The sequence below is a fragment of the Streptomyces guryensis genome, assembly GCF_021261325.1.
In the GTDB taxonomy this organism is placed as follows: Bacteria; Actinomycetota; Actinomycetes; order Streptomycetales; family Streptomycetaceae; genus Streptomyces; species Streptomyces guryensis.
Genome location: NZ_JAJSBI010000030.1, coordinates 14,652 through 27,156, shown reverse-complemented (window position 1 = coordinate 27,156; position 12,505 = coordinate 14,652). Strand labels below are relative to the sequence as shown.

The 12,505-nt window shown below is 69.4% G+C and carries 10 protein-coding genes and 2 pseudogenes; 9 read left to right on the top strand and 3 right to left on the bottom strand.

The genetic code is table 11. The features are described from left to right. Positions 1–63 precede the first annotated feature (63 nt). Positions 64–1,407, bottom strand: a complete 1,344-nt coding sequence (locus LJ657_RS39525; RefSeq protein WP_232654517.1) for an alpha/beta hydrolase family protein — start codon at positions 1,405–1,407, stop codon at positions 64–66. 147 nt (positions 1,408–1,554) lie between these two features. Next, on the bottom strand, positions 1,555–1,854 hold the full coding sequence (locus LJ657_RS49180) for a tautomerase family protein (protein ID WP_372488034.1): 300 nt from the start codon (positions 1,852–1,854) through the stop codon (positions 1,555–1,557). A 53-nt stretch (positions 1,855–1,907) separates the two neighbouring features. Between LJ657_RS49180 and LJ657_RS39520 the strand changes: the two genes are divergently transcribed. From LJ657_RS39520 to LJ657_RS39510, 3 genes and pseudogenes are all read left to right on the top strand, one after another. After that, positions 1,908–2,261, top strand: coding sequence for a LysR family transcriptional regulator (locus tag LJ657_RS39520; RefSeq protein ID WP_232654516.1), 354 nt, complete (start codon positions 1,908–1,910; stop codon positions 2,259–2,261). Continuing rightward, positions 2,186–2,411 (top strand): annotated as a pseudogene (locus LJ657_RS39515) (substrate-binding domain-containing protein); the annotation flags it as partial. The gene LJ657_RS39520 and the pseudogene LJ657_RS39515, both read left to right, overlap by 76 nt. Positions 2,412–2,690: 279 nt before the next feature. Next, positions 2,691–3,068: a hypothetical protein gene (locus tag LJ657_RS39510; RefSeq protein WP_232654607.1), complete on the top strand. Its 378-nt coding sequence runs from the start codon at positions 2,691–2,693 to the stop codon at positions 3,066–3,068. 10 nt (positions 3,069–3,078) lie between these two features. On the opposite strand, the gene LJ657_RS39505 is transcribed toward LJ657_RS39510, so the two are convergent. After that, complete coding sequence (locus LJ657_RS39505; protein WP_232654601.1) at positions 3,079–4,101, bottom strand: LacI family DNA-binding transcriptional regulator; 1,023 nt, start codon at positions 4,099–4,101, stop codon at positions 3,079–3,081. An 866-nt stretch (positions 4,102–4,967) separates the two neighbouring features. Here LJ657_RS39505 and LJ657_RS39495 point away from each other — a divergent pair. The 6 genes and pseudogenes from LJ657_RS39495 to LJ657_RS49415 all read left to right on the top strand — a co-directional run. Further along, positions 4,968–6,293: an ABC transporter substrate-binding protein gene (locus LJ657_RS39495; protein ID WP_232654515.1), complete on the top strand. Its 1,326-nt coding sequence runs from the start codon at positions 4,968–4,970 to the stop codon at positions 6,291–6,293. A gap of 39 nt (positions 6,294–6,332) precedes the next feature. Beyond that, a complete protein-coding gene (locus LJ657_RS39490; RefSeq protein WP_232654514.1) occupies positions 6,333–7,286 on the top strand; it encodes a carbohydrate ABC transporter permease in 954 nt (317 codons plus the stop codon). Continuing rightward, positions 7,283–8,149, top strand: a complete 867-nt coding sequence (locus LJ657_RS39485; protein WP_232654513.1) for a carbohydrate ABC transporter permease — start codon at positions 7,283–7,285, stop codon at positions 8,147–8,149. The genes LJ657_RS39490 and LJ657_RS39485 overlap by 4 nt, the downstream gene beginning before the upstream one ends. A 10-nt stretch (positions 8,150–8,159) precedes the next feature. Then, positions 8,160–11,087 (top strand): Tat pathway signal sequence domain protein, encoded by a 2,928-nt coding sequence (locus LJ657_RS39480; RefSeq protein ID WP_232654512.1) that lies wholly within the window; start codon positions 8,160–8,162, stop codon positions 11,085–11,087. Between the two features lie 287 nt (positions 11,088–11,374). Next, entirely contained in the window at positions 11,375–12,160 is a 786-nt protein-coding gene (locus LJ657_RS39475; protein WP_232654511.1) for an alpha/beta fold hydrolase, read from the top strand. Between the two features lie 216 nt (positions 12,161–12,376). Beyond that, positions 12,377–12,483 (top strand): annotated as a pseudogene (locus tag LJ657_RS49415) (integrase); the annotation flags it as partial. Positions 12,484–12,505: the final 22 nt, after the last annotated feature.

Genomic DNA, 12,505 nt, shown 5'->3' with positions numbered 1-12,505 from the left:
CAGGCCCGGCCCTTCGGCTGTCCGGTCAGCTGTCCGGTCGGTCTGCCCGGTCAGCTTGCCCGGTCAACGGACGAAAGAGATCTCCGGGTACTTGTCCGCGGGCCCGTCGAGCAGGGTGCTGTGCTTGTGACGCAGCGTCTGGTCGAAGAAGGCGGCGAGGTAGACGCGCTGCACCTGGACCGCCCGGTCCGGGTCGATCGTGCCGTACTGCTGCTCGATCTGATCCTGGGAGAGGCCGAGCAGACCGGCCTCCTGCGGCACCATCCACTCCTGGTCGCAGAACGACAGGTGCGCCGCGCCCTTGAGCTTGATGTCGACCTTGTACCCCTTCAGGTGCGACCACAGCGTGCGCCACGAGCTGTCGTTGTTGCGGTTGTGGGTGCCGGAGCTGAAGAGCATGAAGGGGCGGTCCAGGTCCTTGCTCGGCGCCGTACCGAAGAACTGGCCGTCCAGGTCGGCACCGGCGGCGATGCGCTTGTCGAGCTGCATGGCGGTGTCGACCGCCCCACCGCCCAGCGACCAGCCGAACATCCCGATGCGGGACATGTCCACGGCGCCCGACAGCCCGGCGGGGAGCGTGGCGTGGCCCGCGTCCGGGTTGCCGCCGCTGCTGATCGTGCCGAGCTTGTTGATGACGAACTTGATGTCGGCCGCGCGCACCTTGAGCGTGTCCGAGGAGTGGGTGCCCGCCGGCATCGCGTTGAGCTCGAGCCGGTTGCCGGGGAACTGCACCTCGTTGGCGTCGTGGGTGTGGTCGACGGTGACGACGAGGTAGCCGCGGCTGGCGAGATCCTGGGCGAGCGCGGTGCCCTGCGCGCGGTCCGAGTGCAGTCCGGTCGAGTACAGCAGGACGGGCAGCTTGCCGAGCGAGGTCTTCACCGGGGCGAGGACATGGCCCGCGGTCGTCGCCAGGGTCACCTGCTGCGGCGACATCCCGTGCGTGTTGAGGTAGTGGGCCCCGGAGATCGACGGCATCCACGGCGCCTGATAGTGCCCGGACGTGGCAGTGGCCGGGTACCAGAGCGACACCATCAGCTCGCGCTTGCCGCCCACATACGGATCCGTACGGGACGAGTCGACGAGGTGCAGGCCGACCATGCCCACGCTGTTCGGCCCGGTCGGCGCGGGCATCTTGAGCTGCAGAGCGGACGCGGCCGTGCGGCTCGACGAGAACGCCTCCGGGTGCACCGACTTCTGGGCCAGCGGCCCCTCGTCGTTCTCGGGCGCCCAGTCCGTTTTCGGCTCGGGCTCGTCGGGCGAGAACCCGGTGGCCGTGGTCGTGTCGGACGTCTTCCCGGCGGCCATCGCCGGCGTCATCCCCACACCCAGTGCGACGGCCAGCGCACCCGCGGAACCGACCGCTCTGGCGATCGCTCTATTACTCTGGCGCGGGCGGCGGTGCTTCATGAAACCCCCTGATCGGTCAGCGACCGCGGAACAGGCGATCGACTGCCGCACACCGTACCGCTGCCGCAGCCGACCTCGGGATGCGGCCTCGGCGCCTTCACATACGGGGGACCGAGCGCTGTCGCGGCCCGCCGACGTACGCAGCGATCAGTTGCCTCCGAAGGGCCATGCACAGCTGACTCCCGTAGCCGTCGCAGTTGCACATCGGGGCCGAACGGTCCGGGCAACTTCAGGAAGCGGCCGCCGCAGCGGGGATTCCCAGGTTGCCCTCCACGTACTGGCGTGCCCGAAGCCGAAGGACCAGGCGGACGGGGTGTTCTCGACGTACCGGATGAAGACGTCCTGCCCGGCCACCCCCACCCTGGACAGGGAGTCGGCGATGGCGGCGCAGAGCTGCTGCTTGATCGCGGTGGAGCGGCCGGCCTGCGTGAAGATCTGAACGACCACGGTGTTGTCGCTCCGCTCGAAGCCCAGGCCGGCGTCGAGCGCGATGATGCGGCTTGGAGGAGTCGTTCACCAGGGCCGCGGCCCGCTGCCATGTCGCCCGGTCCGCCATCAGTCGGCAGAGCCCTTCTCTGGAGCGGGAACTGGGCGAGGCACTGTTCGAGTGGGACTCCAGTCGCATGCGGCTGACCGCTGCGGGCGAGGCGCTGGTGCCGCATGCCCGGGCGGTGGCGGGAGTCGTTGCCGCCGCAAAGCCCGAGTGCGCCGCGCGCTCCGGCCTGCTCACCGGGACCCTTTCGCTCGGAGTGGCCGACGGGGTGGAGAGCAGCAGCCCCTCACCCGCGCCGGTGTCGCCGTCCCGGTCGAGGTGTCCGTGGCCGGCCACGACGACGATGCCCTCTCCCGGCTGAGTTGCTTCAACCTGACCACGGTCAGCCGGAACGCCGAGGAGCAGGCCCCGGCACGCGGTGACCGCCGCCGTCGAACGCCTCGACGAGGGCCGCACCGAACCCCGGGAGCTGGTGCTCGCCCCGCGCCTCGTCGTGCGCGGCACCACGGCTCGCACCTGCCTGAGGCGTGCGGTCGGATGTGCCGCACCGAGGGGGGCCGGTCTTCACCACCGACGGGTCGGCTGCCGGCCCATGCGGGGGACGGCGGGCAGCAGGCTGCGTGTGCAGGGGTGTTCCGGTGCGGTGAGTACTTGGTCGGTGGTGCCTGTTCGAGAACTTCGGCCGCGGCGGGGCGCGACGCGGAGAACCGGCGGGCTTCCGACGCGGCTTGCCGCTTCGGCGCGTGGTCACCTCCTGATGTGCGGGTTGTTCGACGCGTATCGTCCAGAGATGGACTCCAGTGCTTCGCCCCGCGTGCTCGTCATCGGGCTCGATCCGTACAGGGTGCCCGGTCCGTGGGATCCCGAGCCGCTGGCCAGGGCGATCGAGGCGGGGCTGACCAAGTTCGCCGAACACGGCGTGGGCGTGGAGACCTGTTTGATCGGCCTCGATGGAAGCGACGACGTGGAAGCGGTCGTCGGCAGTGCGCTGCGCGCCCGTCCGTGGGAGTGCGTCACCGTCGGCGGTGGCCTGCGGCACTCGGACGATCAGGTCGAACTCCTCGAGCAGGTGATCAATCTGGTGCGGCGGCACGCACCCGATGCGGCCATCGCATTCAACAGCACCCCGGCCAACACCTATGAGGCTGCTGCCCGTTGGCTCGGGTGACACGCTTGGGTCAGTGCTTTTTCGGCTGGACCGACTCCCGGATCACCAGCTGGGTGCTCAGGACCACATGGTCGTCGCCCTTCATGCTCTCCTCGCGGTCGAGCGCCAGGCGTACGGCGGTCTGTCCCAGTTCCTCGTACGGGACCCGGACCGTGGTGAGGGAGGGAGTCAGATCCGCGGCGTAGGGGACGTCGTCGAAACCGATGAGCGAAACGTCGCGGGGGACCCGCAGGCCCGCCTCGCGCAGGGCGGCCAGCGCACCGAGGGCGAGCGCGTCGGTGCAGGCGAAGATGGCGGTGAAGTCCAGCCCGGCCTGCAGCGCGTCGCGCACCCGGCGGTATCCCGAGGCCCGGGAGTAGGACCCGGGCACGTCCAGTTCCGCCTCGTGGGGGACGGAGTGGGCGCGCAGCGCGGTCAGATGACCGTCATGGCGCTGTTCCGCGCTGCTCAACCCGGCCTCGCCGCCGAGGAAGAGGATGCGCCGGTGCCCGGCGGCAAGGAGGTGCGAGGAAGCCTGGAAGGCGCCGCCGCGGTTGTCGTAGTCGACCACGGTCGCCGGGATTCCGGCGGGCAGTCCCGGGCGCCCCACCAGGACCAGCCGGGACCCGGCGGCGTCGAGGGCCTTGGCGTACTCGGACATACGGCGGTGGTAGGCGTCGTCCGGAACCACACCGCCGACGAGGACGACCGCGGCGGCGTGCTGCTCTCGCATGAGCTTGATCAGGTCGTCCTCGCGAGCGGGGTCACCATGTGTGGAGCAGACCAGGCTCAGCCTGTTCCTGCTGGTGGCCTCCTGTTCGACGCCGGCCGCGACATGGGCCAGCGAGGGCCCGGTGATGTCCTGGATGACCAGGGCGACGGGGCCTGCGACGGCACCGGAGAGCGCCTTCGCGTGGACGTTCACCACGTAGTGGAGCGATTGCACGGCGGCCATGACGCGAGCTCTGGTTTCTGCCGAGACCGGGTAGTTGCCCGCGAGGGTCCGGGAAACGGTTGCTACCGAGACACCCGCCTGTGCCGCCACGTCGCGGATGGTGCTCGGCCTGTCCGACCGGGTGTCCCTCCGCTTGCCCCTGTTTGTTCGCGGGCTGCTGCGGGCGCCCTTTGCGCTGTCGGTCACAGAGGGAGGCTACTGCATGGCCCGACGCTTGCGGCTGGACCGGAACGGAGACCGCCGAGGCGCAGCAGTAAACGATTTCCATTCATGATTCGGAAATCGCCGCCATGCCCGTCGCCCATGATGGCCTGTCACTACGTGCCGGGTTCAGGCGCCGTTGACCAGGTCGGCGTGGTGCACGGCGTGCGCGAGGGGGCCTCCGCGCCGAGCGGTGCCGGCTCGTCCACGACGGCCCGCTTGTGCGCATCGGTTCGTCGAGCGGCAGGAGTACGGCACCCAGCGCGGCGGCCCCCGGCGGCGTCGACGTAGGGGTCGTACAGCGTCACGGTGAAGTCGAACGGCCGCAGCAGTTCGAGCAGCCGGCGCCCGACGCGGGAGCCTCCGACGACTCCGAGCCGTCTGTGCCGCCCGGCGATCGCAGGTCGGCGGTGAGGAGGCAGGGGAGGGAACAGGAGAGTAAACGTATTCCGTTGCGGCAGTCGGTGGAGTGTGTAGTCCGATGCCGCAGGCGCGAGTGACGCAGTGGGGTGTGACGCTGTGCCGGAATCGACGGTCACGCCGAACTCCCAGGCCACGAGGCCCTTTTGGGTAACTGGTCGGGTAACTCGCCCGCAAGATCGGCGAAACATTTGGGCCCGTCCCTCTTGTGGCGGTGCCATTGAAGGTTCTACCGTCCACGGGAAACGGTTACTGAAACAAGTAGACCTCCCCCTCTCATCTGCCTTCAGACGCCCGCGCCCTCCCCCTGCCGCAGGCGCTGTCCGCCATCTTCCGGAGGACCGATGAGCACCACCCGTACGAGAGCCGTCGCCGGCGCGGCCGCCGCCCTCTCCCTGTCCCTCGTCCTGAGCGCCTGTGGCGTCGGTGGCGACACCGGCTCGGCGGCCGGGACCACCAAGGGCAAGGTGCAACTGGAGTTCTGGAGCTGGACCGAGGGCATCCAGCAGCAGGTCGCGGTGTGGAACAAGGAACACCCCGAGACCCAGGTCAAGTACGTCAACGCGGCCGGCGACACCGTCTACCAGAAGCTGCGCGCCGCGGTGACCTCCGGCAACGCGCCCTGTCTGTCGAAGATGGACGGGATGAACCTGGCGAACTTCGCCGCCGACGGTCTGCTCACCGACATCACCAAGGTCGCCGCCCCGTACAAGTCCCGCTACACGACCCCCGCGTGGAACGCGGTCAGCCCCGGTGGTGCCACGTACGGCATCCCCACCGGGTCCTCCCCGCTGTTCACCGCCTACCGTGCCGACCTGTTCCAGAAGTACGGCGTCAAGGCGCCGACCACCTGGGACGACGTGATCGCCGCGGGCAGGGCGGTGCAGAAGAAGGACAAGAACGTCAAGATCTTCAACATGGCGGGCGAGGACCCGAGCACGCTGGTCGACCTGTCCTGGCAGGCGGGTGCGCAGTGGTACAAGGTCGCCGGCGACCACTGGGAGATCGGTTTCACCTCGCCCGACGCGCTCAGGGCCGCCGACATCGTGCAGCAGCTGGTCGACGACAACCTGGCCTCCAACGCCTCTTACGCCGACCCGGGCGTCTTCAGGACCTGGGACCTCGGCAAGACCATCCTGATGACCACCTCCACCTGGCAACTGCCCATCTACGACACGAACTTCCCCAAGTCCAAGGGCAGGTGGCAACTCGCCGACGCACCGCTCTTCGACCCCGCCAAGCCGCAGACCTCCAGCAACTTCGACGTCGCCGCCGTACTCAAGGGCTGCAAGTACCCCGACCGGGCAGTCGCGTTCGCGTCCTGGCTGTCCAGCAGCAAGGAGTCCCTGACCGCGCTGACCGACCCGAAGTCCAAGTCGGGTCTCTTCCCGGCGGTCAAGGACGTCACCCCCTACGTCGACAAGATCATCCCGACGGAGATGTTCAACGGGAAGTCGGACAGCGCGAAGATCATCACCACCGCCGCCTCCCGGGTCGGCGAGCAGTGGCAGTACGGGCCCGACTACGCCTCCATGTACTCCGAGATGCAGAAGCAGTGGGGCAAGGTCATGAAGAGGCAGCTCACCGTCAAGGACATGCTGACGCACCTTCAGCAATGGGTGCTCGCCGACCTGAAGAACAAGGGCGTCAAGGCCGTCGCCGCGAGCTGACGCCGACTCCGGCGCACCACTTTGAACCGGGAGAGATCCTTGTCCACCCTCACGCGGCCGGCCGGCGCCGCCACCGACGCCCCGGTCAGGCGGACCTTCCCCCGCCGGACCGGGAGACGGGGAGCCTACAAGGGCCTGCTGTTCCTGCTGCCCTTCCTGATCGGCTTCCTCCTCACCTACGTCGTACCGATCGGCTACGCCTTCAGTCAGAGCCTTCACGAGAAGAAGAGCAGCGGGATCGGCTTCGGCCCGACGAAGACCGTCTATGCCGGTCTCGCCAACTTCTCGGCGATCCTGTCCGACTCCACCTTCTGGACCGGCGTGCTGCGCACCCTGCTCTTCGGGGCCGCGCAGATCACCGTGATGCTGGGCATCTCGCTGCTGCTGGCCCTGCTGCTCGACGGCGTGGCCGCGCGCGCGGTCCGCTTCTTCCGGGCCGGACTGCTCATCCCGTACGTCATCCCGGGTGTCGTCTCGACCCTGATCTGGCTGTTCCTCTACAGCCCGACGGCCAGCCCGATCGTCGACCTCGCGGACAGAGCCGGTACGAGCGTCACCTTCTTCGGCGGCCTCAACACCTATCTCTCGCTGGGCAATCTGCTCACCTGGCAGGGCATCGGCTTCAACATGATCCTGATCTCCGCCTCGCTGCAGGCGCTGCCCCGCGAGCTGTACGAGGCGGCCCGCCTCGACGGGGCGAAGGAGTGGCGCATCGCCTGGTCGATCAAGGTGCCGAACATCACCGGGATCCTCGTGCTGACCGGCATGTTCTCGCTGATCGGCCGGCTCCAGCTGTTCACCGAGCCGCTGTTCCTCAGGTATGTGGCACCCGAGTCCATCAGCACCGACTTCACTCCGATGCTGGAGATCTTCGACCGGGCGTTCAAGACCGGCGACTACCAGTACGCCGCCGCCGAGTCGCTCGTCCTCGCCGTCGTCACCGGCATCCTCGCCTTCGTCTTCTACCGCGTCACGAACAGGAAGATGTCATGAGCGCCGTCAGCTCCGGGGGCGGTGTGCGCCCCACCCGTCGTGCGGTGGCCCTCACCACCGGCCTCCTGATCGTCTTCCTGCTCTACTCCCTGGCCCCCACCTGGTTCCTGCTCGTGGCGTCGACGAAGAACCAGACGGACCTGTACTCCACGTTCGGCCTCTGGTTCTCCGCCGACCATCTCGCCGACAACTTCCGCGCCATCTGGGACTACCACGACGGCGTCTTCGGCCGCTGGATCCTCAACTCGGTCCTGTACTCCACCATCGGCGCCGCGGGCTCGACCCTGATCTCGCTCGCCGCCGGCTACGGCCTGGCGAAGTACGACTTCCGGGGCCGGGGCGCCCTGTTCGGTGTCATCGTCGGTGCCTCACTGCTGCCGAGCACGCTGCTGGCCTTCCCGCTGTACCTGGTCTTCGCGGACATCCACCTCACCAACACCGTGTGGGCGGTGCTGATCCCGTACTTCATCAACCCCTTCGGGGTCTACCTCGGCAAGGTCTACGCCGACAGCTCGGTGCCGGCCGAGCTCATGGAAGCGGCCCGTATCGACGGTGCGAGCGAGACGCGGATCTTCCTCTCCGTCGCGCTGCGGCTGATGCGCACCGGCGGCATCACCATCTTCATGCTCGACTTCGTCAACATCTGGAACAACTTCTTCCTCCCCCTGTTCATGCTCAACGGCGAGCGCTCCTTCCCCGTCACCCTGGGTCTCTTCTCCTGGGTCCAACAGGCCCAGACATCCCGCGACATGAACACCCTCGTCCTCACCGGGTCCCTGCTGTCGATCATTCCGCTGGCGGTCTTCATGTTCGCCCTCCAGAAGTACTGGCGCAGCGGAATCCTCATGGGCAGCCTCAAGTAAAGGATCAACCGTGCCCGACGCACCCAGAAGACGTGACGTGCTCAAGTACGCCGCCGCGACCGGCGTCGCCGCGGCCGCCCTCGGCCTGACGACCGCCGCGCCGGCCACCGCGGCCGAACCGGACACCACCCGCACGCCCGGCCCCGCCCCGCTCGACGTCCTCGTCCTCGGCGACGCGGACTCCGAGACCGCGCACCAGCTCCACGCCACCCTCTCCGACACCGTCACCGGCGGCCTCGGCCAGAGCGCCCGAATCCTCAACCCCACCAGCCCCGCCTCCTATTGGGGCGGCACGCTGAAGTTCGACGTCGCCGTGTGCCCGACCGGCACGACCTATGTCACGGTCCGGCTGTGGGGCGACGACTACGACGCCACCTCCGACGAGGCAGCCTCCGGTACCAACATGTGGCGCCTCCAGCTCTTCTGCGAGGGCAGGCAGGTCGGCTACGAGGACCAGGGCGCCGTCGACAGTCTCGACATCCTCGACACCGCGCCGCGCACCCCGGGCCGCTTCTTCTTCCACACGCTGCCACTGCCGGAGAAGATGACCGCCGGAAAGGACAAGGTGACCCTGGAGATCCGCGCGATGGGCCGCATCTGGTCCTACGGACAGGACGCCGCGCAGCTCTACCGCACCATGACCACACCCTCGCGGGGCATCTACCGCGTCTACACCCACACCGACCCCTACTTCGCGCCGCCCAAGGGCGAGGTCCAGGGCACCGCGCCCGAACCGGGGACCCGCACCGGCGGCGAAGAGGTCCTGGACGCCATCAAGGCAAGGGTGCAGAAGGACCAGAGGGATCTCCTCACCACCGCCAACCCGGGCACTCTGGACGGCTGGGCGATGCAGTCGCTGGCCGAGGGCTATCTGTGGTCCGGGAGTCCCGCCCACCAGAACCCGGCAGCCCTGGACCGGGTCCTCCAGGCGATCGACGGCCGCTACCTGGCCTGGAAGTCCGACGCCACCGTCATGACCGGCTCCGACCAGCAGTGGCAGGGCTTCGGCCGGGTCGGCCTGGTGCTGGCCCTGCTGTGGGAGCACCTCGGGGACCGGCTGGAGACCCAGGTCACCGGATCGCCGTACACGATCACCAACCCCGGCTTCGAGGACGGCGCCGACACCCCGACCGCCTGGCAGATGCCCGGCTGGGCCGCCGGCGGTGGCGGCACCTGGACCCGCGACACCACCGTCGCCCACTCCGGCTCGGCGTCGCTCAGACTCCAGGTCGGGACCGCGAACGGCTTCAGCTACGTCAACTCGACCGCCAGGGTGAAGATCGGCTCCGGCACCCACACCTACGGCGCCTGGATCCGGACCGACGGCGTCACCGGCCTCGGCGCCCACATCGACCCGCTGTTCTACGACGCGAACGGCAAGCTGGTCGGCAGCGACCACAAGGTGTACGCGAGCAAGGGCACCCACGACTGGGAATACGTCAGGTTCGTCTTCGACACCCCTGCCGGTGCGACCCAGATGGAGATGCACCTGCGCCTGTCCGGCCCCGGCACCGCGTGGTTCGACGACGTCACCCTCGTCGCCCCCGCCGACACGACCACACCCGTGCCGCCGGTCCGCAAGGACGCCTACGTCGACATGCTCAGGTCCAGCCGGGACTACTGGCGTCGGCACTTCCCGCACTACAGCAACCAGGCCCAGATCTGCGCGATCGGCCTCTACCAGACCAACCGCGCCCTGGAGCTCCTCGCCCCGGACCAGGCCCTGCCCGAGGCCAGGGCCCGCGACTACCTGTACCAGTCGATCGGCATGGTTCCCTACCTCGGCCCCGAGGACGCCGACGGCAACCCGACCAAGCCGCTCGGCGACGGCTACCGCCAGGTGACCCGGGCCGGCCTGACCCGCGAACTCGGCTACGTCGGCAGCTACGGCGAGGTCATCGACTGGCTCGTGATGATGTACGAGTCGGTCACCCGTGGCTTCCAGGGCCAGGACGCGCCCGAACTGCTCGCCCAGATGGTCAGGATGACGAAGGCGCGGGGCAGGTTCCGTGTCGTCGACGTCGACAGGGACCACTGCCGGATCTCCCGGATCGAGACCGTCATCGGCTGGCGCAACGAGGTCTACCCCGGCGAGACCGCGTACGCCTCCCGCACCGCCTGGGACTCCAACCCCGTGATGTCGGCTGCCGTGTTCAAGGACCCCGACATCGTCGGCTGGACGCAGGAGATGGTCGCCGACGGCCAGCTCCACCCGCAGCTCCATCTCCAGGCCACCCACTCCTGGACCCGGGTCGGCCTGAACGCCCTGCGGTTCCTCTCCCGCGACTATCCCGAGTTCCAGTCGCTGCCCGCCCGCCCCGGCCGTATCCCCACCGACTGGGACCGGGCCGACTTCGTCCTCACCGACGAGGAGAACGGCTGCATCGCGGTCAAGAACGGCAGGGAACTCCTCTTCGCCTCCCTCTACTTCCGCTCCCGCCAGGGCGTGAACAACTACGCCCGTATCCACCACCTCACCCCCGTCGACCAGCGCTCGGCGACCATACGGGAACGCTCCGCGGGCAACACCGACCAGACCTTCACCGCCCGCGACTGGGTCCTGTGGGACTACGCCATCAACGACCCCGGCGCCTCCCACATCCCGCCCGGCGGCTTCCCACCCCCCGGCGACACCCTCCACCAGGCCCTCGAAGGCGACGTCTACCACCTCGCCCCGGTCCCCGCCGACGTCCCCGACCCCACCCTCGGCGTGCACTTCGACGGCGTCGAGACCATGCTCGTCGGCCGCGCGCCCTTCTATCTGTGCGAGTACGGCGACTACCTGATCGCCATGAACACCAGCACCGACAAGACGGTCACCCTCCCCGCCCGCCAGAGCTTCGGCGCGGCCCGCGACCTCGCCACCGGGAAGAACATCGGCGCAGGTCACCGCCCGAAGCTGGGACCGCTCAGCACCCTCGTGCTGTACCGGGGCTGACCCACGACCGGGCCGGTGCGGCGGGAACCCGGGGGACCGCACCGGCCCGCACCCTCCGCGAAGGACTCCTCCACGCCCGACGACGAGTGACAAGGACGCCCCATGAACGAGCCGCACTCGCGTCGCGGCTTCCTCCGGATCACCACCGTGGGCGCCGGCCTGACCGGAGCCGGAGCCGGTTCGGTCCGCCGCCGTCACCTCGGGCCTGACCGCCCTGACCCACCCCGGCGCCCTGCACAGCCGGGCCGACCGTACTTCGCGTACTCCGCCTACCGGGAAGGCCGGGCATGATCGACCTCGGACGCATCCGCCTGTTCTGCACCAGCCTGGGATCCACTACGGCCCCAGCCCTGCTCCTGGTGCACGGCTGGGGTGGCGACGGCCGGCAATGGTCGGCGCACGCCGAGGCCCTGACCGACCGGTTCCGGGTGGTCGTGCCCGACCTGCGCGGTCACGGACGGTCCGAGGTGCCGGGGACGGGCAACACGCCGCTGGAGATGGCGGACGATCTGGCGGCGCTGGTCGAGGTGCTGGGCTGCCGTCCGGTGGTGGCGGTCGGTCACTCCATGGGCGGGCAGGTGGTCAACCTGCTCGCGGTCCGGCACCCGGCGCTCGTCCGGTCGGTCGTCGCACTCGACCCGGCCCACGGTGCCCACGGTGCCGAAGTGGACGGGATTCCGGGGCGCATGGCCGAGTACCTGGAGCACGGGGCCCGCGCGGCGGCGGAGTTCGTCGCCGGAGCCTTCTCCGACCGGGCACCCGCCGGGCTGCGCACCGCCCACGTCCGCACCCTGCTCGGCACCCCGGACCATGTCATCGCCCAGGCGTACGCGGGCATGTACACCGCTCCGGACGCGGTCGGCGTCCGCCCGTCCAGCGAGGCGTACCTGCGGCAGCGCACCCAGCCGGCCCTGACCGTATGGACGTCGGCCGAGGCCGCGCACTGGGAACGGACGACCCTCCACGTGCCCGGCTCGCGCGTGGACCACTGGCCGGGCGTCGGGCACTACCTCCACGAGGAGCACCCCGAACACACCGAGCAGCTCATCCGGGAGTGGGCGCAGCCCGAGTGACGCCGGCACCAGGTGCCGGCGCTGCCGGGAGACGCATGCTGCTCCATGCCTCGCCGTAGTGCTCGGCATGGGAAGGTTCGCCGGGTTGGCTGTTGTGGCGGCTGGACGAGCGGTGACGTCCGTCCGACGGTTGGGGGTGTGGGGGCCGAGCCTGTCCGCGTGCGCACCCGGCGGAAACCGTGTCCCGGTAACTCAAGCCACCTGAGCCGTCCCGCGCAGACCCAAGCCCTGCACCGCTACCTGCGCCGGCGCGACGCCAACGCCGTCACTCCGACGTGCTCGCCGCCCGGCGCAGGGAACGCGCCCGCATTCGCAGCGAGAAGCGCGCATCCGCCTGGGCGGACG

Bases quoted from the DNA above. Each gene is read 5' to 3' on its own strand.
- LJ657_RS39510 (WP_232654607.1), top strand. From the start codon at position 2,691: ATGGACTCCAGTGCTTCGCCCCGCGTGCTCGTCATCGGGCTCGATCCG.
- LJ657_RS39495 (WP_232654515.1), top strand. From the start codon at position 4,968: ATGAGCACCACCCGTACGAGAGCCGTCGCCGGCGCGGCCGCCGCCCTC.
- LJ657_RS39485 (WP_232654513.1), top strand. From the start codon at position 7,283: ATGAGCGCCGTCAGCTCCGGGGGCGGTGTGCGCCCCACCCGTCGTGCG.
- LJ657_RS39525 (WP_232654517.1), bottom strand. From the start codon at position 1,407: ATGAAGCACCGCCGCCCGCGCCAGAGTAATAGAGCGATCGCCAGAGCG.
- LJ657_RS39475 (WP_232654511.1), top strand. From the start codon at position 11,375: ATGATCGACCTCGGACGCATCCGCCTGTTCTGCACCAGCCTGGGATCC.